This window comes from Natrinema halophilum (assembly GCF_013402815.2).
GTDB lineage: Archaea > Halobacteriota > Halobacteria > Halobacteriales > Natrialbaceae > Natrinema > Natrinema halophilum.
In genome coordinates, this window is the sequence record NZ_CP058601.1 from 692,260 (window position 1) to 712,006 (window position 19,747).

Here is a 19,747-nt window from a genome sequence, read left to right on the forward strand (position 1 = left end):
AGACAGTGGGGGACCCGCGCTCGAAAAGTCACCGACTCGGGCTTAGGTTCTGTGACCCCCGACGACCGGAGAGATTGTGATGTGAATTTCTGGGACATTAAACATCTGGTTACTGCCCCCTGAACCACGGCTTCCTTCGGATAAAGTATTGTCAGTAATGGTTATAAAAACGGGTGTGGTAAGGAATTGCGTGTATCAGTATGGGTGACCCAACGTGAGCGGTACCGAAGATAATTCGGCCGGCGACGGACCAACCGAGCAGTTCACACAGCCGGATCGTGAGAGCGAGTCTCGAGTCGAGTTCTACGGCGGTCGCGGGGTAAGCGCGTTCCCGATCGCGTTCTTCATCGTCTGGGCGATCGTCCAGACCGCTCTCTGGCGGATCGGGGATACGGGCGGACTCATCGTTGGAATACTGATCGGGCTCATCCTCGGCATGTTCTTCGTCCGGGGAAACTGGCAGACCTACGCCAACACCATCTTCGAAGGGATGACGCAGCCGGTCGCCGTGACAGCGATCGTGGCATGGATCTGGGCCGGGATGTTCGCCCAGTTGCTACAGGACGGTGGTTTCGTCGGCGGCCTCGTCTGGCTAGCCGATACCGGGGGCGTCGGTGCGGCGCTGTTTCCGGCGATCACGTTCGTTCTCGCCGCCATCTTCACGACAGGAATCGGCACCGGATATGGTGCGACCGTCGCCTTCGTCGGACTGTTCTTCCCGGCCGGCGTGGTCCTCGGAGCGAATCCAGTATTGCTGTTCGGGGCGATTCTCTCCGGAGCGATCTTCGGCGACAATCTCGCACCCGTCAGCGACACGACGATTGTCAGCGCTGTCACTCAAGACGCCGACATCGGCGGCGTCGTGGCCTCGCGGTTCAAGTACGTCATTATTGCCGCAACCATCGCCTTCCTCGGCTACGTCGCTGTTGGCCAGGGGATGAGCGGACTCGAGGTCAGTGCCGAAGCCCAGGAAATATTTCTCTCGGGAAGCGAAGCGATCGGCCTCGTTCACGTCATTTCGATGCTCGCCGTGATCGGTGCGGCGGTCGCCGGGCGCCACATTGTCGAGGCGATTTCGTGGGGAATCGTACTCGCCGTCTTCTTCAACCTCGTTTTCGGCCTCGCGAGTATCGGTGACATCGTCATGTTCAACGCGCCGCCGGACGCACCGTTGGCCGAACCGCTCGCCGAACTGCCGTTTCTGACGGTCGTCCAGGACCCCGACGCGGTCGGCGTCACGGGAAGCCTGATGAGCGGCGTGTCGGGCTTTCTCGAACTGTCGATTCTCGTCTTGCTGATCATCGGAGCGGCTCAGATCATGATCCGTGGCGGCGCGTTCGAGGCGCTGCTCGATTGGTCCATCGAGAACCTCGCGACGAGCGTCCGCAACGCCGAATTGACGATGGTCGGCACGGCAGCGCTGATCAACGCGATCATCACGATCAACACCGCCGCCGAGGTTGCGATCGGACCCTACATCTCGAAGATCGGCGAGCGATTCAATCTCAATGGCTATCGCCGAGCGAACATTCTGGACGGACAGACCGCCGCGTTGGGTTACATCTTCCCGTGGTCTGGCGGCGTACTCGCCGGCTACAGCGCGATGCAGGAACTCCCCGGCGAGTACGGTTGGTTCGACCAGTCGATGGTCGTCACGCCGATCGATGTCGTCCCGTTCGTCTTTCAGGGGTGGCTCCTCGTGGCCGTCTTCGTCGTCGCCGCACTGACCGGCTTCGGTCGCGAGTACGTAATCGACAGAGAGAGCGAGGAGGTAGCCCGCGTATGAATTTCCTGCAGAAGTATCTCACTGGCTGGCGGTTCCGAGCGAACCGGCCGACTCTCGAGGAAGGGACCGAACTCGAGGTTTTCGTCGCGGAGACCAACGGGACCTCTGGTCGGGCGTTCATTGGTGATACGGAACTGATCATTGACGGTGCTGGACCGGAAACCGTCGAGAAACAGGTTCGTGTTCGCGTGACCAAGTTCGACGAGGCAAGTGCCACCGGACACGGCGATCTCCTCGATGTCGTCGGTCAGAGTTCGTTTACAGGTTAGGTTTTGCTCGCGTGCTGATCGTCCGCCGTCTCGAGCGTGACGGCCTCGTCGGCCGCGTTTCGCAACGCATCCGAGCGACCGTACGTTCCAGGAGCGATCGCGATCGTTGCGACGCCGACGGTCCCGGCGTACTCGATGACGGGTTTGAAATCCGTATCTCGCGAGGCTATCGCGAGCCGGTCGATGGTCCCGTTTGCGGCGAGCGCGGTCGCATCGACGGCGAGTTTAACGTCCACGTCGCCGCTGGTGACGATCACCTCGAAACCATGGGCCTCAGCGGCCTGGATAAGACCTGGTGTAGCGTGCTCGTCGAGATACAGACGGATCACCCCGACCCGACCGAAGTCGCTCGCAGCGTCTCGAAGATCGTCGAGGTCGACGTCGAATTCTTCGCGGAAGACGTTCGGCCCGTCGACGAACAGCCCTACTACCGGCTCTGTCGCCGTGTCGGGAGCGAGACGAGCGCGAAGGCTATCGAACATTGGCAGTCGTCCGTCCTTTCTCGAACATTGGCAGTCGTCCGTCCTTTCCCGTGCCCAAGAATAGATGTAACGAAAACCCGGTGTCCGCGTGGTTTCGACGACTGGATCTCTATTCGACGGATTGATCGACGACTGTGACTTCCGTTTCGGCTGATCGAGTCCGAAATGCAACGCACCCCCTGGATCGGCTAATATCCTGTGCGTGCGTCGGTACACAGATCCATTTTCCCTTCAGTAGCGTGGCCCGACGTTCGCGGATGTATATTATAACCTTCCCAGTCATCTGAGCCAAATTAAATTCTGAAAAATATAGTAAGTTATTAATGCCGCCACACTGCCTTTCTTTCTGGAAATGGCCAATAGTAATAACCGCAATGTCGGCCGTCGCTCCGTCCTCGAATCACTCGGCACGCTCGGCGCACTGGCCGGGTTCGCTGGCGTTACGGCCGCGACGCCGGGTCGCGAACCGGGACCGAAGGAATCGGAACTGATCGTCGGGGTCGATTCGACTGACGGAACCGTCGAGGAGACGATTTCACCGCGGCTTCCGAGCAACGCAGAAATTGTCCATACGAACGAGACGTTGGGCTACGCCGCAGTTATCGTTCCCGACGACGGCGGACAGAAAAGAGAAACCATCAAACATGACCTCCGCACCGTAGATTGGGTCCGGTATACGGAGGACAACGCGACCTATCGGGCTCTCGATGCGGGTTCCGCTGGCTCAGAGAGCGATGCCACGGCCCAAGATCCCCTTTATCGGCCGAACGATCCCAGTTATGCTAACCAGTACGCACCGCAACAGGTCAATTGCGAAGAGGCCTGGGAGACGACCCTCGGCGACCCAAACGTGACGATATCTATCGTCGACCAGGGCATTCAGTACGATCACCCTGATCTTACGGAGACCGTATCCGACAGCGTCTCGAACGGCGGGTACGATTTCGTGGATAACGACGGTGATCCATATCCGGCGAGTGCAAGCGAGAGTCACGGAACGCACGTGGGGGGGATCGCCGCCGGCGGCACAGACAACGGGACGGGTCACGCCGGTATCTCGAACTGTACGCTGCTGTCAGCACGAGTGCTAAGCGACACTGGCGGCGGTTCGCTTTCAGATATCGCAGACGCCATCCAGTGGTCGACCGACCAGGGTGCCGACATCATCAACCTGTCTCTCGGCGGTGGTAACCCCACCGAACTCATGGCCGAGGCCTGCCAGTATGCGTACTCGAATGGCTCCTTGCTCGTGGCGGCTGCTGGCAACGACTATGGTGCTCCCGTCGCGTATCCAGCCGCATATGATAGTGTCGTTGCCGTCTCCGCGCTCAACGAGCGCGAAACGCTGTCGGATTTCTCCAACGTCGGCCCGGAGATAGAACTGGCTGCACCCGGGAGCAACGTCCTCTCGAGTATCCCCTGGGACGATTACGATTCTTACTCCGGAACGTCGATGGCGTCGCCGGTTGTCGCCGGCGTGGCCGGGCTCACGTTATCCGCGTGGCCGTCCCTTTCTAACGACGAATTGCGAGACCATCTCACACAGACCGCCGTCGACGTCGGTCTGGCGGAAACCGAGCAAGGAAGCGGCCGCGTCGACGCCGGCAATGCCGTCACCACTGAACCCGGTAGCTCTCCAGATCCAGATCCAGATCCCGATCCTGACCCTGACCCTGATCCTGACCCTGACCCTGATCCTGACCCTGACCCCGATCCCGGTACCTGTGGCGACGAGGTCAATACGACGACTGCCGATGGCGAATTCAGTGGGGGGTGGTGGGGCGATTCGAGCGATACCTACGTATACCAACTAAAGACCGAGATGCCCTGTCACGCGACTGTGTCCATCGATGGACCGTCGAGCGCCGACTTCGACCTCTACTTGACCCTCGATGGGCGAACCCCGACGACGTTAGACTACGACGAACGGTCGGTAAGCCAAAACGCCAGCGAAGAGATTCCGATCAAACTCTCCGGCAAGGAAACGCTCGGTATCCTCGTCAGACGGTATCGAGGGAGTGGCTCCTACACCCTGTCCGTCGAAGAACAGGGCCGATAGAACCGCTCCTTCGAACCACCGGTGTGGTATTTTCACCCTAGTTCCAGACCCAGAATCGCGTAGCGAACTCGGCTCGACGCGCGGAAACTCGAACCCAGTTTTTCGAGATGTACTACCCCCGTAATCGATCGCCTTCGTATATTCACTCACTATTTTTAAGGATGTAACGTGCCCTATATATTCGTCCATCTAGCATCCAAAATAAACTATCGTTGGTTTAGAAAGTTTTTACTAATTTCAAACCTTGATGAATGTCATCTAATGACACAAAAAGATCCCCCCGACCGAGACGGGAACGATCGCACCTACGACCGTCGGTCGATCCTCTCTGGGGCCGGGTCGATCGCCATTGGTGGGCTGCTCGGATTGAGCGATGTTACGACTGCAACACCTGGCCGTGAACCGGGTCCGAAGTCCGACGAGATCATCGTCGGTCTTTCGCCGTCAGTTTCGAACGTCGCCCACGAGGCACACGTCTGCACTCCTGAAGAATGCGAGGTCGCCCATGCAAACGAGGCGATTCGGTACGCAACCGTCTCCGTTCCCTCGGATGGGTCTGATCGTAATCGCGAGCAACTTATCGAATCCATCAGGCAATCGCCCGCCGTCAAGTACGCGGAATCGAACGCCACAGTCCAGTCGCTCCTCGAGCCGAACGATCCCCAGTATGGTTCCCAACACGCACCCCAGCAGGTCAACTGTGAGCAAGCCTGGGAAACGACCCGCGGGAGCCAGGACGTGGTCATCTCCGTCGTCGACCAGGGGGTCCAATATGACCATCCCGCCCTCGAGGGGGTCGTCGACGACCGCATCGGCGAAGATTTCGTGGACAACGACGGTGATCCGTACCCGGGTCGAGACGAATTCCATGGAACGCACGTCGCCGGTATCGCGACCGGCGGAACGGACGACGGAACCGGCCACGCAGGTATCAGCGACTGCTCGATGCTCTCCGTACGTGCGCTCGATCAGACCGGTCAGGGGGCGATCACGGACGTCGCCGATGCGATTCAGTGGTCCGCCGATGCCGACGCGGACATTATCAACCTCTCGCTGGGTGTCCAGGGTTCTTTCCAAACGCTCAGATCGGCCTGTCAGTACGCCGCCGATCGCGGCGTCTTGCTCGTCGGCGCAGCGGGCAACCAGGGTGTCAACCGCGTTTTTTCGCCTGCCTCCGAAGAAACCGTCCTCGCAGTCTCGGCACTGAATTCTGACGACTCACTCGCTTCGTTTTCCAACACGGGACCGGAGATTGACCTCGCCGCACCGGGTAATCAGATCGTCTCGAGCGTCACCGGCGGCGACTACGCACGGTTGTCGGGAACGTCGATGGCGGCGCCGGTGGTCTCTGGTGTCGCCGGACTCGCACTCTCGGCACACTCCGGTTTGTCACGGTCCGAACTCCGGCAACACCTTTTAGAAACCGCAGCCGATGTCGGCCTTTCCGACGCACAACAGGGAGCCGGCCGAGTCGATGCCGCCGCAGCAGTCCAAACGGACCCGTCCGGGGACGGGGACCCGGGTGATGGGACGAACCCGGATGAGGATACAAACCAGGAAGACGGTGGCCCAGACGAAAACGAAAACGGAGAGAATCCGTCCGGTCAATGCGGGAACGAGATTCTCACAGCACGCACGGGCGGAACGCTCGACGGCCGCAGTTGGTGGGGCGAGAGCCACCGATACGGCTACTCGCTACGCACAGCCGACCCCTGTTCGGCCACGATTACTCTCGAGGGACCGGCCGACGGCGATTTCGAACTCTATGTGACCACCGATGGTCGTTCCCCTAGCAGGTGGGACCACGACGAGTCCGCGACCAATTCGGGGTCGAGCGGGTCGGTCGATCTCTCACTCGACGGCGTCGACATCCTCGGCCTACAGATTCACGCAGAACGGGGAGCCGGACAGTACACGCTGCAACTCGAGGAACGCGGCCGATAATCGAGGCAGGCGCGAATCCCGAAACCGGAACCGGCCCCCGCCTGACTCGAATGTGGCGTTTACGCGCCGAGTTGACGCACGCGGAATGCTCGACGGTAGCATCGACTCGCCAGCGCTCTCACGCCGACTGTAGTCAGTGCGGGCTGTGACTTCGGAGCCATTCGGGAGAGCAAAGTGCCGATCGCACGGGCCCGATGGACGCTCGAACGCGGCGTCGTTCGCCGAAAACGTAGTCGCCGTTTTTTCCGCCGAATTCCGCCCCTTCACTGCCCAACTGAACATATTGTCAACTTAAGTCGTAAAGGCATTTCGTTCGGAACACTATTGATCGGAATATTTTGGAATAAACGAAGTTCAGTTCGATAAGAGTTTACTAATTTCAGGATAGTATGACTATAGTCTCATGACACAGAACGGTCCCCCCGACCGGACCGCCTTCGACCGAACGTACGACCGTAGAACGATCCTGACTGGTGCCGGCTCGATCACCCTCGGCGGGCTGATCGGCTCGAGCGGCGTCGCACGTGCGACGCCCGGTCGCGAGCCTGGCCCGAAGAAAGAGGAGATCATCGTCGGCATCGAATCGGACGCCGCCGACGTGGCCAGCGAAGCGCGCGCCGCCGTCCCCGGCGACGCCGAAGTCGTCCACACCAACGAGACGATCCGCTACGCCGTCGTCTCCTTCCCTTCGGAGGCTCCCGCTCACGCACGCAAGCAGTTCATCGAGGCGATCACCCGTTCGCCCGCAGTCGAGTACGCGGAACCGAACGTCACCGTGCAGTCGGTGCTCGAACCCGACGACCCCTACTACGACTACCAGCACGCGCCACAGCAGATCGGCTGCGAGCGTGCCTGGGAGACCACACGCGGGAGCGAAGACGTCATCATCTCCGTCGTCGACCAGGGGGTCCAGTACGACCACCCCGCCCTCGAGTCGGTTATCGACGACCGAGTCGGCGAGGATTTCACCGACGATGACGGTGATCCGTACCCCGCGGGCGACGAGGACCACGGCACCCATGTCGGCGGTATCGCTGCGGGTGGGACCGACGACGGGACCGGTCACGCGGGGATCAGCGACTGCTCGCTGCTCTCAGCCCGCGCCTTAGACGAGACCGGGCGAGGATCACTGTCGGACGTCGTCGACGCGATCCAGTGGTCTGCCGACGCCGGCGCGGATATCGTCAACCTCTCACTGGGTGTCGACGGCTCCTACGAGAGCATGCGATCGGCTTGCCAGTACGCGGCCGACCGTGGCGTCCTCCTCGTCGCTGCGGCCGGGAATGCGGGGACAGACCGGGTCTTCTCACCCGCCTCTGAGGATACCGTCGTCGCCGTCTCGGCGCTCGAATCCGACGATTCGATCGCCTCCTTCTCGAACACCGGTCCAGAGGTCGAACTCGCCGCGCCGGGCAGCCGCCTCGTTTCGTGCGTCACCGGCGACGGCTACGCGCGGATGTCGGGGACGTCGATGGCGTCGCCGGTGGTGGCCGGCGTCGCCGGTCTCGCGCTCTCGGCACATCCCGACCTGGCGCGATCGGACCTCCGTCAGCACCTCCGCGAAACCGCCGTCGATGTCGGCCTCGGCGAGACCGAACAGGGGTACGGACGCGTGGATGCGGCTGCGGCCGTCGAAACAGATCCGTACGGCGACGGCGGGACTGACAGTGAAGAGTCCGAGGAGGATGCCACGAACCAGTGTGGTGACGAGACCACCACCGCGAGCACCGGCGGCACACTCGACGGTAGCGGCTGGTGGGGCGAGAGCGATCGGTACGGCTACGCGCTGCAGACGACCGAGCCCTGTTCGATTACGATATCGCTCGAGGGTCCCTCGGCCGGCGACTTCGACCTCTACGTGACCACCGACGGTCGCTCGCCCACCCGATGGGACCACGACGAATCGTCGACGGAATCCGGGACAACCGAGTCGGTTACGTTCTCGCTCGAGGGCGACGAAGACCTCGGGCTACAGGTGCACGCGAAAAGCGGGCGTGGTGAGTACGCGCTTCGGCTCGAGGAACGCGGGCGGTAGTCAGTGCAGGCCGGAATCGGGCCGCGACTGGGCTGACCTCGTCTGTTACTCGAACACGAAGTAGTCGCGCTCCTCATTCTGGACGGAAATCCACTTGGGCTCGGTCAATTCTTGGACGATCCACTCGCCGTGGTAGCGGCCGAGGCCGGATTGCTTTACGCCGCCGAAGGGCGCGTTGTGGTCCTCGTTGATCGGCTGGTCGTTGATGTGAACCATGCCCGCTTCGATCCGATCGGCGAGATCGCGAGCGCGCTCGACGTCCTCGCAGAACACCGACGCGGAGAGGCCGTACTCGGTGTCGTTAGCCAGTTCGATGGCCTCCTCGTCGTTAGAAAACGGAATGACTGGGGCGACAGGGCCGAAGTGTTCGTTACACGCCGTCGGCATATCGTTCGTACAATCCGAGAGGACGGTCGGATCGACGAACAGGCCATCGGCCTCCCCGCCCGTCTCGAGGGTTGCGCCGGCATCGACGGACGCTTCGATGAACTCGACCAGATCGTCGCGTTGCGTCTCGTTTTGAACCGGACCGAACGTGACATCCTCGTTCTCTGAGGGGTCGCCGACGACCAGCGACTCCGCGTGTTCGACGAGCGAGTCGACGTAGTCGTCGTACAGCGATTCGTGGACCAGATGGCGGTTGATCGAGATGCAGACCTGACCCTGGTGGAAGAAGGAGCCGAACGCGCCGGCTCGAGCCGCCCTCCTCGAGGTCGGCCCCCGTCGGTGACGACGAAAGGCGCGTTTCCGCCGAGTTCCAGCGCAGGGAGGGCAAGGCTCCCGGCGGCATTTTCGGCGACGGACGTGCCGACGGCAGTGGATCCGGTAAAGGAGAGGACGCGCGGGATCGGGTGGCTGGCGAACCGGTCGCCGATGTCGGAGCCGCGACCGGTGACGACGTTGACGACGCCGTCGGGAACGCCTGCCGCTTCACAGATCGCCGCGATCAGTAGCCCGCCGGTGATCGGGGTATCCGTCGCGGGCTTCAAGACGACTGTATTTCCGAGCGCGACTGCCGGTGCGACGGCTCGCAACGAGAGGTGTAGCGGAAAATTCCACGGTGAAATGACTCCGACGACGCCGACCGGTTCGTAGACGATGTGGTTGTCCTTATCGTCGATCGACGTGGACGGTCGAACCTCCTCCTCGGGCGCCTCGAGTTCCAGTGCCATCTCCACGTCACCGGTCGCAGTCGCAAACTCGCCCAGTGCGCGGTACGATGGCGTACCGGCTTCGGTCGCGAGCAGGCCCGCAACTTCCTCGAACCGCGCATTGAGTTCGTCGAGCAGGGATTTGACTATCTCGTTGCGTTCTTCGCGTGGCGTCTCTTCCCATGCCGGTTGTGCCGACTCTGCCGCCTCGTACGCAGCGTCAACGTCGTCTTCGGTCGCCGCCGGTACTTCCGTAAACACTTCCTGTTTCGACGGGTTTTCGACCGGGATGGTGTCACCGCTGGCAGCCTCACGCCATTCGCCATCGATGAACAACTGATTCCAGTCGGCCTGTGGCTCGAGCTTCGGGACGCTCATACCTCCGTTTTTACGCGGTTTATAATCATATATTTTCGCCAACCGGAGACGATAGCCCGTCCCGTTGTAACCGATTTCGATTACGGTGCTAGCCGAGACACACTGTGGGTCGCAGAACCCTTCTTCGTCGGGGAAATCCATCGGTCAGACGCGAAGTGACCGCCGTGTGTTCCGCCGACGAAAAGACATTACTACTCCGCGGATTACATTCAGGATATGCCGCTTCAGACGTCGCCGTTACGTGGGATTCACGACGAGCGCGGAGCGAAGTTCACGGAGTTTGGCGGCTGGGACATGCCGGTCGAATTCGATTCGATCCAGATCGAACACGGGGCCGTTCGGGAGGACGTCGGCATCTTCGACGTCTCACACATGGGCCAGATTCACGTCACCGGACCGGACGCAACGGAACTGATGCAGCGACTGACGTCGAACGACGTCTCCCGACTCGAGGTTGGCGACTCGCAGTACGCGGCTATCACCGACGAAGACGGGATCATCCTCGACGATACCGTCGTTTACCGGTTACCCGACGAAGACGACCAGTCGACCTTTCTGTTCGTCCCCAACGCCGGCACCGACGAGGCGACCCACGAACGATGGATCAGCTACCGAAACGAGTGGGACCTCGACGCGACCGTCGACAACCGAACTGACGAATACGCGATGTTCGCCGTTCAGGGGCCACACGCGGTCGATCTGGTCGAGAGCATCGCCGACGAGTCGGTCGACGACCTCGAGCGCTTCGAGGCCCGGTACGCGACGATCGACGGCGTCGAATGCTGGACGGCTCGAACGGGCTACACTGGTGAAGACGGCTTCGAACTGATCCTCCCCTGGGAGACAGCCGAGGAAACCTGGGCGGCGTTCGATTGCCAACCCTGCGGACTCGGCGCTCGCGACACGCTGCGGATCGAGGCTGGACTGTTGCTTGCCGGCCAGGACTTCGATCCCGAAACCGACCCGCGAACGCCTTACGAGGCCGGTATCGGCTTCGTCGTCGCACTCGATACCGAATTCGTGGGACGGGATGCGCTGGCAGCGGTCGAGGAAACCGGCGTCGAAGAGCAACTCGTCGGCTTCCAGTTGATCGACCGCGGCGTTCCCCGACACGGCTACGATATTACGACGACCGAGAACCGGGTTATCGGCACCGTTACGAGCGGGACGATGAGTCCGACGCTCGAGAAACCGATCGGTCTCGGCTATGTACCGGTCGAATCCGCTGAACCGGGGACGACGCTGCAGGTGATCGTCCGCGGCCAGTTCAAAAAAGCAAGGGTTGAAACGACACCGTTCATTGACATAGTACAATGAGATTCGAAATTCCAGATGATAGACGGTACCTAGAATCGCACGAGTGGGCACACGAGACCGACGGCGTCGTCCGGGTCGGGATTTCCGATTTCGCTCAGGACGAACTCGGCGACGTGGTCTTCGTCGAGCTTCCCGACGAGGGCGACTCCCTCGAGCAGAACGATGAGTTCGGCGTCGTCGAATCGATCAAGGCGGTCTCAGACCTCTACGCGCCGGTATCTGGCGACGTCGCCGCGGTCAACGCCGACCTGTTCGACGCACCCGAACTCGTCAACGACGATCCGTTCGGCGAGGGCTGGATGCTCGAGATCGACCCGGCCGACGGAGACCAGCTGGCGGAGTTGCTTTCCGCCGACGAGTACGAAGAGCAGATCGCATAAGGCGGCTCCTGTGCTCGAATCCGCACAGTGGATTCGTCGGTGGCTCCCGGCTTCGTATTTCCGACTTCGGGTCGACTGCTACTCCTCGTCGCCGCAGCCTCCTACCGGGCCGAGACGGGTAGCTGGTAATCGTTTCAGTTGGTGTAGTCGAACCCGCCCCACAACAGTGCCTGGGTCGACGTGCTCACTGCGCTGCCGTCGTTGTGGCAGGTGATGCACCCCCTGTCTCTGATGGAGTGGTTGATCGACCGGTTCCGACTTCTTTTCTCCGGTCAACCCCTGCTCTGCAGTTTCGGTACCTGGCTCCGCCCCATATTTATCGGCAGATGGATTACAAAATATTTTTCAATAACTGACTAAATTGAACCTTCTATGGTTGAACCCAACACGAACGGCGGGCAGCCTCGAGCGACCTCGCGTCGAACAGTATTGAAAATTGCAGGGGCCAGTGCAGGGGCACTCACTATCCCCAGCGCGGGTGCCACAGCGGCGTCCGGGACCGACACGCGATGGCGAGTTGCCCTCTCGTTCCCGACACTCGCGAAAGTCGAAGGTGGTGACGAGGTGCTCTTCAACGTCGATGCTGCCGATGGCGTCGTCGAGGGCTGGGAAGGGTACGGATACGATGGCATGTTCATCCTGCCAAACGACACCCAGGGTGCAGACTGTGGCGGCTGGTTCGATCCCTGCGAAACCTACCGTGCATCCCTTCCGTACATCCTCGAGTGGCAGTGCGAGGAGTACGATTACGGCGAGGTAGAAGTGATCGTCCAGACCGAGCAGAACAGTGGGACTGGCTACGGTGCCGTCCATCGGTTCGAAACCGGAAACGAATCGGTCTCCGTCGAGAGCGGATCGCCGGGCTCGGACCTCCTCCAACCGAAATTCACGCAGACGAACGTCGTCGCCGATAACTACTTCCGCCCGCTCGACGTCGAACTCGAGGTCGATTTCAGCAACTCTTCGCTGCGAGATGGCACGGAATCGACGACGATCAACGCCGCGATCCCGAACAAGGGAGGCGTCCTCGACCGAGTCAAGAACCTGGTGAATACGACGGACGAAATCTACAGTAGGGGCGTCGACCTGGCCGACAAAACGACCCCGATCGATCTGAATCGGATGCGGAAAATCGGGCGATACTACGGCTACGCAGCGACGGTGGGCATCGGTCTCGACAGCGACCTCCCGCGGCAAGCGGCGATCAGCGGGATCGGCGCCTTCACCGACCCGATCAAGGACTACCAGGAGCGGGAACTCTACGGTGAGAATACTGTCTCGACGATGGGCGGTCCGACGATCATGAACACGGAGTAACCTGATCACCCACGACGGTCAGGTGGGGTGGAAGTCACTCGAGACTCACGAGATGCTCGAGCATGTCGTCCATGGGCGGATTCGCCACGGCTAACGAGTACCCGTCGATTCGCGCCAGATCGGCCGCGTGATCCCAGAGATCCTCCTCGTCGATTCCGTGGAGGATGACGGCGTTCGGCGTGGGGTTGACGACGCGTAATGCTACGAGCGGCGATTCTCCTCGCGTCACGCCCGTAAACACGAGCACACGGTTCGTACTCTGGCCGTAGAGTCTGAAGAACTCCTCGCTGGAGAGGCGCGTGATCGCCTCGATGCTGTCGATGACCGTGTGGCCGCTGACGCGGTCGGTGCCGCTCGAGGCGACTTCGGTCGCCTCGAGGTCGGCGTAGAGCTCGGAGAGGGGAATCGACGTGGCGTACTCCCGAAGGTCGTAGACGACGTCGCTCTCGAAGCCCGCCGAGAGGACTCGGCCGTACTGTCGAATGCGCTCGCCGCCCCGCCGTTCGTCGATCGTAAGGAGCCCTCGGACGAGTCGACCGACGACGCCAATGCCCGGACTTTCTCGGCGACCGCTCTCGTAATCGGAGATGACCGACGAGGAAACCTCGAGTTCGGCCGCCAGGTCAGTCTGTGAGATATCGAAGTCGGTTCGCCACTTGCGCAGCGTCGCGCCGGGGTCGTCGCTCAGTGTGATTTCACCGGCAATTTTCTCCGCGAGTTCCCGTTTGGGTCCGCGCCCGCTCATACTCGTCGGTCATCCGGTCGGCTGAAGTAGCTACCGGAGACTCCCTCGGCGTGGCACTTTCCCGTTTGTCGTCCCCGTTACGGGTCGTGGGTTTCGCCCGACCACTTGCTCGTTTCCCCGGGACTGGCGGCGTATCGTCGAGACGGCCACCCGATCCGTACTCGGTGCATACCGTCTCCGACACCCCGATCGGCAGGTATCCCCGAGGTGCCAGAGCTCACCAAGACTCGAGCCGCGTCCCGCGACGACGGACGCGCGTTGCCGTCTCGCAGCGGTCGGCGGCAGGTCCCCACGCGACCCGAATAGCGGGTGCCGAACCGATCCGTGAATGACGAAAGATATAGGGTAGAATTCACATACAGGTTACATATGTCAGGGTACCCTCCCACGAGCGTGATACTGCCGACCGTCGAGTGGGCGGACGCCTGTGCGGAGGTTCTCGACCAGCTCGAGCCGGGCGACGAGCTGTTGATCATCTGTGATAACCGGTCAGATCCGGTGTACGACCGTCGAGACGATCTACCGGTAACGGCTCGCGTCATCGCCGCCGGGGAGCCGGAGGGCTGTTCGGGGAAGGCAAACGCCATTGCGACCGGAATGGAGGCCGCCGGAAACGACCGGATCATCTGGACGGACGACGACTTTCACCACCCGCCGGATTGGCTGACCACGCTCAACGCCGACTACGAGCGACATGGGCCGACCTCGGAACTCCCCGTCTTCATCGGAAACGACCCCCTCTCGTATCTGGTCGAACCGCTCTATGCGTATACGGGAACGGGCATGGTCTACGCCGCCGACGTGGCGTGGGGCGGTGCGCTCGTGTTCGAACGGGATGACGTAAACGGGAAAGCGCTTCTCCGGGACCTCCGGCGGACGGTGAGCGATGACGGGACACTCGCCGAATACGTGGATTTCACCGCGGTAAAACGCACGCGCCGGGTCGAAATCGGCGGGACGATCCGAGAATCGCTCGAGCGACACGTCCGGTTTACGAAACTCGTCCGGCATCACGATCGAGACGCGATGATCGCCGCCGCCGTCGTCGGCACGCTCGTCTCCGTCGCGTATCTCCTCTATCCGCTCGCCGGACTCGTCCTGTCGACGCTGTGTTACGGTGCCGTCTACGCCGCGTTCGGCATCCGCCGATGGACCGTCCTGCTTTCGTATCCTGCCACGATCGCGCAGGTGCCGCTGCTGGCGTACGCCCTCGCCCGGCGGACGTTCGTCTGGGGCGGCCGACGCTATCGCTGGCGGTCGATGTTCGACGTGGAGGTGTTGGAATAGTCGACCCGTTTACGGTCGCTGACCGCCGCCGTACGGTGTTCCGTCGGGTCGGTAGCTAGCGAGACTACCGTCGGCTTTCAGTTCGCTCTGCCGACAGCGACAGGATATGGTCGAGACGCGTCTCGAGCGACGGGTGTGTCGAACGAAGGCCAGACGCGGTGGAAGCCGTGTCGAACGAGGGCAGGATGTTGATCGCGTTTGTAGACCGAGCGTACTTGCGGAGGTCCGTCGTCGGTTTGTCGGGACCAGTCCCGTCGAGTTTTTCGAGTGCAGTCGCGAGCGCTACTGGGTCGCCGGTCATGGTCACAGCGCCGCGGTCGGCGGCCAATTCTCGGCCGCGAGAAAATACACCGACTCCGATCGATGCGATAAACACCAAGAGGGACGCACAGACGTCGGTGACGCTCGATGGATACCCTTCGTCCTCGATGATCGTCTCAGCAGCGACAAGCGGGAGCAGGACGCCCGTGAATAGTCGGTGGTCGTCGTTAGCGATGTGTGCCAGTTCGTGGGCGAGGACCGCCGTCATTTCCGATCGTGACAAATTTATTAGAATTCCTCGCGAAAGCACGACGACCGGCGTCCCGCAGTGGCCAGTTCTGATGATTGGGTCATCCGATCGATACGTCGTGTATGCCAGTGGCACCGACGTCGAGTGAATCCGGACAGCCGGTTTCGGAATGTCGACCTGTCTCGCAAGTCGGATGACTGCGGAGTCGATCACAGTCGCCTCCTCGAGCGATGCCCGAGAGACGGGCGTCGTTCGCTCGAGCAACGCGGCCCGTTCGGCACGAATTGCATTGCCGGTCGCTCGACCGAACCAGGCAAGCCCACCGACAGAAACCGTCGTCCACACGACCGGCCACACGGAGGGTGGAACCGTGATCCCGATAGCGTTCAGCAACTCGGCTGCGTACGCCGAAAGGGCTACACCACCGGTCAAAGACAAAACGAGCACGATACCGAGGCTCCCGAGCAACGCTGAGCCGCTGATGAGCGTTGCGAGTGCAGCACGGATCGCCAGATCGAGTGACCGAACGAAACCCATACGATTAAATCGAAATATGAAGGATGAAAAATACGCGTCGAATATCGGCCACTATGGTCAATTGGAATAGTGTTATCCGTTTGATGGGGGCCGGAACAACGACAGACGAGCGCCCCAACAGTCAAGCCCACGCAGTTCGAGTCGCCGGGATATGCCATCGACCGTCGTCCACGTCGCATTCGCCGGACTGCTCGGTGTCGCGTTGCTCGGCGCGAAGTTCGACACGCGGGCGATCCTGATCGTAATGGGGTGTAGCGCCTTGCTCGACCTCGATACGCTTATCGGGATCGTCGTTCCTGGAACACACCGCGCGGCGTTGCACAACGTCTGGATCGTCATCATTCCCGCTGTGGGGCTGTTGTGGGACGGGAGGATCCGCTCGGAGTCCATCGTCCGAGAACGGTGGGGGACGTATGGCCGACGCATCGCGTGGACGACGCTTGCGGCACTGTTTTTTACACACGTATCGTTCGACGCCTTCTTCAACGGCGTTAATCTGTTCTGGCCGGTCCACGATCGTTTCTACGACCTGTCCGGGACACTACTCGTGACCGACCAGCGCGGCCTCGTCCAGACGTTCGTGGAACTCGACACCGGCGTGATCGCCGAGTCGACCGCCCGCGGGACGACCGAAAACACGCACTACAGAACCGGGTTCGATCCCACTCGAGACGAACCCACCACCGGCGTCGAACGGATCTTCCCCATCGCCGCGACCGGCGAACGGTTCGTCCTTACAGCGACCGGATTTACGGCAGTTATCGTTCGAGTACTCGAGGACCGCCGATAGGCCTGACGGGCGTTGATCCGACGTAGTCGAGGGACCTTCATCGCCAGCCGGTAGAAGACGTTCCTTACGCGGATTCGGTTTCGCTCTCGGACGGCGGCGTTGTCGTCTCGACGTTCGCTCGGAGCCACGCGATCGCCGCATCGACCGCCTCGGGATCGGTACTCGAGACGCGGATTCGTCCCGGTCGGTCTTCGCTTCGGGGATAGCTGCCGACGGAAACGTCGAAACGATCGGCGACGTTCTCGAGCGCCACGTGGAGCGCTCCTTCGGGAGCCGGCGTGTACAGCGTTTCCGCGGTCGAATCCCCTCGGATCTCGTCGGCAACCTGTTCAAACATGGCCTGCATTTCGTCGGGGATGCCGGCGAACACGTAGACGTTATCGACGACGCAGCCCGGTGCCCAGCCGTCGTCAACGACGATTGGCGTCGCGCCCTGGGGAACCGACGCCGCGGCCTCGAGATCGATTTGCAGTTCGTATTCGGCGACCATTTCTGGGTTCTCGTCCCGGAACGCTGCCGCCTTCTCGACCAGTCGCTCGCGGATCTCCCCGTGGACGCCGACCTCGCGCTCGAGGCCGTCGGCGACCGCTTCGACGGTCACGTCGTCGGGCGTGCCGCCGATACCGCCGGTGACGATCAGGGCGTCGAATTCGTCGCTCCAGCGGGCGACGTAGTCGGCGATCAGTCCGCGGTCGTCGGGGATCGTCAGGATTCGACCGACCGTACTCCCGCGCTCGGTGATCCGCTCGGCCAGCCACGACGCGTTAGTGTTGGTCGTCGATCCTGCGAGAATTTCGTCGCCCACGGTGACGATCGCGACGTTCATAGACGGCCTTGGAGTTACAGGCAGTTATCCGCTCCGGGTGTCGACGGTCGAGTTCCGTCGATTTGCCGGTTTCCGGTGCTTCCGCGGTATTTAACGGCCTGCCACGCTCGATATCGGTGTGGCGGGTGTTGTCGGACGGATGCAACTTCACGTCGCAATCTTTCGAGAGTCGAATCGAGTTGGAATCGTCGTCGAGTTGGAACCGTCGTTCGTCGAACGGTAGCGCTACGGTTTTGTAAGTCGTATGCCAAGTGATCGTATGGGTATATATACTAGTGGCGGGACTCTCATCGCGTCCCCCTTGCTACCCGACGGGTGCCAACGTCGTCGGCAGAGTGGATGGCTCGACCGGATCGATGCGCCAGTTTCACATAGAACTACCGTGGCAGGGTTGCTAACGAGCAGCTCGCGACGTTTGGGGTGGATTTTGTGGTAGAACTCGCGTTCTCACTCGCGCGGCTCGGCTTTGCGTTCTTTCTGGTCTTCCTGAACGGGTTCTTCGTCGCAGCGGAGTTCGCGTACGTCCGAATTCGGTCGACACAGATCGAAGCACTCGTCGAAGACGGACGTTCGTCGGCCAAGCTCGTTCAGGAAGCAGAAGAAAATCTGGACGACTATCTCGCAACCACTCAACTGGGAATTACGATCGCTTCGCTGGGGTTGGGATGGGTCGGCGAACCAGCTATCGCTGCGCTTCTCGACCCCGTCCTGGGACCGGTGCTTCCTGCAGGTTCGATTCACCTGGTATCGATCGGTATCGGGTTCAGCGTCATCACCTTCCTGCACGTCGTCTTCGGTGAACTCGCGCCGAAAACGCTCGCGATTGCTGACGCCGAGCGGATCGCGCTCCTCGTCGCAGCGCCGATGAAAGTCTTCTACTACGTCTTCATCCCCGGAATCATCGTGTTCAACGGCACGGCGAATTTCTTTACCCGGCTCATCGGCGTCGAGCCGGCGTCCGAGCGCGACGAAAGCCACAGCGAGGAAGAAATCATTCGGATCGTTTCCCGGTCCGGCGAACAGGGATCCGTCGACATGGCGGAAGTCGAGATGATCGAGGCGATTTTCGACCTCAGCGACACGGTCGCCCGCGAAGTGATGGTCCCCCGACCGGACGTCGTGACCGTCTCTGCAGACATGCCCCTGTCGGAACTGCGGACCGTCGCCTCGAGCGGGAGCTATACCCGATTCCCCGTCGTCGACGAGGAGGCCGACGAACCGGTCGTCGGCTTCGTTCACGCGAAAGACGTGCTTCACGCCATCGAAACGTCGGGCCGTGGCGACGAGCCGACGGGGACCGAACCGACTGCCCGCGACCTCGCAAGAGACGTCCTTTTCGTCCCGGAGACGCGCCGAATTGACGGCGTCCTCGCGGAATTTCGTCGACAGAACGTCCAGTTAGCCATCGTTATCGACGAATGGGGTGCGTTCGAGGGAATTTTGACCATCGAGGATATCATCGAGCAAGTCGTCGGGGAGATTCAAGACGAGTTCGACATCGCCGAAATGGAACCCTCTATCGACGAACTCGCGGACGGGCGGTACGTCGTGGACGGCGGTGTCTCGCTCGTTTCCGTAAACGAGACGCTCGAGACGAATTTCGAGAGCGAGGCGTTCGACACTGTCGGTGGCCTCGTGTTGAGCCGCCTCGGCAGGGCCCCCGACGTTGGTGATGCGGTCGAGGCTGACGGCTACGAGTTGACGGTCAAAGAGGTGGATGGAACGCGTATCTCGAGGGTAACCGTCAGCGATGCGTCCCCAGAGGCGGAGGAACCTACCGACTGAACTATCGGCGTATCGTAGTAACCCGCTCGGAAGCGGTCGACGAAAACGATTCGGTCAACCTCTTTCGTCCATCGCGAATTGGAACGTCTCGTTCCCTGCGCGTCGGACATGATTCGTCGTCCGTTTCGTCAGGGGGCGATTGCATGCT

Annotated in this window: 15 protein-coding genes and 1 pseudogene; 11 read left to right on the forward strand and 5 right to left on the reverse strand. The window is 61.3% G+C overall.

Going from position 1 to position 19,747, the window contains the following annotated elements:
- The first annotated feature begins 214 nt into the window (after positions 1–214).
- Positions 215–1,786: a Na+/H+ antiporter NhaC family protein gene (locus tag HYG82_RS24165; RefSeq protein WP_179259682.1), complete on the forward strand. Its 1,572-nt coding sequence runs from the start codon at positions 215–217 to the stop codon at positions 1,784–1,786.
- Complete coding sequence (locus tag HYG82_RS24170) at positions 1,783–2,055, forward strand: DUF7513 family protein (RefSeq protein ID WP_179259683.1); 273 nt, start codon at positions 1,783–1,785, stop codon at positions 2,053–2,055. The genes HYG82_RS24165 and HYG82_RS24170 overlap by 4 nt, the downstream gene beginning before the upstream one ends.
- Here the strand turns inward: HYG82_RS24170 and HYG82_RS24175 are convergent.
- Positions 2,052–2,537, reverse strand: a complete 486-nt coding sequence (locus tag HYG82_RS24175; RefSeq protein WP_179259684.1) for an NYN domain-containing protein — start codon at positions 2,535–2,537, stop codon at positions 2,052–2,054. The genes HYG82_RS24170 and HYG82_RS24175 overlap by 4 nt on opposite strands.
- A gap of 352 nt (positions 2,538–2,889) precedes the next feature.
- Between HYG82_RS24175 and HYG82_RS24180 the strand changes: the two genes are divergently transcribed.
- From HYG82_RS24180 to HYG82_RS24190, 3 genes are all read left to right on the forward strand, one after another.
- Positions 2,890–4,596: a S8 family peptidase gene (locus HYG82_RS24180; protein WP_179259685.1), complete on the forward strand. Its 1,707-nt coding sequence runs from the start codon at positions 2,890–2,892 to the stop codon at positions 4,594–4,596.
- Between the two features lie 261 nt (positions 4,597–4,857).
- Entirely contained in the window at positions 4,858–6,540 is a 1,683-nt protein-coding gene (locus tag HYG82_RS24185) for a S8 family serine peptidase (RefSeq protein WP_179259686.1), read from the forward strand.
- A gap of 403 nt (positions 6,541–6,943) precedes the next feature.
- Entirely contained in the window at positions 6,944–8,575 is a 1,632-nt protein-coding gene (locus HYG82_RS24190) for a S8 family serine peptidase (protein WP_179259687.1), read from the forward strand.
- Between the two features lie 45 nt (positions 8,576–8,620).
- Here the strand turns inward: HYG82_RS24190 and HYG82_RS24195 are convergent.
- Positions 8,621–10,104, reverse strand: a pseudogene (locus HYG82_RS24195) (aldehyde dehydrogenase family protein).
- Between the two features lie 216 nt (positions 10,105–10,320).
- Between HYG82_RS24195 and gcvT the strand changes: the two are divergent.
- The 3 genes from gcvT (at position 10,321) to HYG82_RS24210 (ending at position 13,118) form a co-directional block, all read left to right on the forward strand.
- The gene (gene gcvT, locus HYG82_RS24200; protein ID WP_179259688.1) at positions 10,321–11,421 is read left to right on the forward strand and encodes a glycine cleavage system aminomethyltransferase GcvT; all 1,101 of its coding nucleotides are present in this window, start codon (positions 10,321–10,323) and stop codon (positions 11,419–11,421) included.
- Entirely contained in the window at positions 11,418–11,801 is a 384-nt protein-coding gene (gene gcvH, locus HYG82_RS24205; RefSeq protein WP_179259689.1) for a glycine cleavage system protein GcvH, read from the forward strand. The genes gcvT and gcvH overlap by 4 nt, the downstream gene beginning before the upstream one ends.
- Before the next feature lie 372 nt (positions 11,802–12,173).
- Positions 12,174–13,118 (forward strand): hypothetical protein, encoded by a 945-nt coding sequence (locus HYG82_RS24210; RefSeq protein ID WP_179259690.1) that lies wholly within the window; start codon positions 12,174–12,176, stop codon positions 13,116–13,118.
- A 34-nt stretch (positions 13,119–13,152) separates the two neighbouring features.
- Here the strand turns inward: HYG82_RS24210 and HYG82_RS24215 are convergent, their stop codons facing one another.
- Positions 13,153–13,863 carry a helix-turn-helix domain-containing protein gene (locus HYG82_RS24215; RefSeq protein ID WP_179259691.1) on the reverse strand — a complete coding sequence of 237 codons (711 nt, stop codon included), beginning with the start codon at positions 13,861–13,863 and terminating at the stop codon, positions 13,153–13,155.
- A 369-nt stretch (positions 13,864–14,232) separates the two neighbouring features.
- Between HYG82_RS24215 and HYG82_RS24220 the strand changes: the two genes are divergently transcribed.
- A complete protein-coding gene (locus tag HYG82_RS24220; protein ID WP_179259692.1) occupies positions 14,233–15,150 on the forward strand; it encodes a glycosyltransferase family 2 protein in 918 nt (305 codons plus the stop codon).
- A gap of 64 nt (positions 15,151–15,214) precedes the next feature.
- On the opposite strand, the gene HYG82_RS24225 is transcribed toward HYG82_RS24220, so the two are convergent.
- Entirely contained in the window at positions 15,215–16,198 is a 984-nt protein-coding gene (locus HYG82_RS24225; protein ID WP_179259693.1) for a M48 family metallopeptidase, read from the reverse strand.
- Between the two features lie 151 nt (positions 16,199–16,349).
- Here HYG82_RS24225 and HYG82_RS24230 point away from each other — a divergent pair, with 151 nt between their 5' ends.
- Complete coding sequence (locus HYG82_RS24230; RefSeq protein ID WP_179259694.1) at positions 16,350–16,988, forward strand: metal-dependent hydrolase; 639 nt, start codon at positions 16,350–16,352, stop codon at positions 16,986–16,988.
- 64 nt (positions 16,989–17,052) lie between these two features.
- On the opposite strand, the gene HYG82_RS24235 is transcribed toward HYG82_RS24230, so the two are convergent.
- On the reverse strand, positions 17,053–17,814 hold the full coding sequence (locus tag HYG82_RS24235; protein ID WP_179259695.1) for a competence/damage-inducible protein A: 762 nt from the start codon (positions 17,812–17,814) through the stop codon (positions 17,053–17,055).
- Positions 17,815–18,243: 429 nt separating this feature from the next.
- On the opposite strand from HYG82_RS24235, the gene HYG82_RS24240 reads away from it, so the two are divergent.
- Entirely contained in the window at positions 18,244–19,599 is a 1,356-nt protein-coding gene (locus HYG82_RS24240) for a hemolysin family protein (RefSeq protein ID WP_179259696.1), read from the forward strand.
- Positions 19,600–19,747 lie beyond the last annotated feature (148 nt).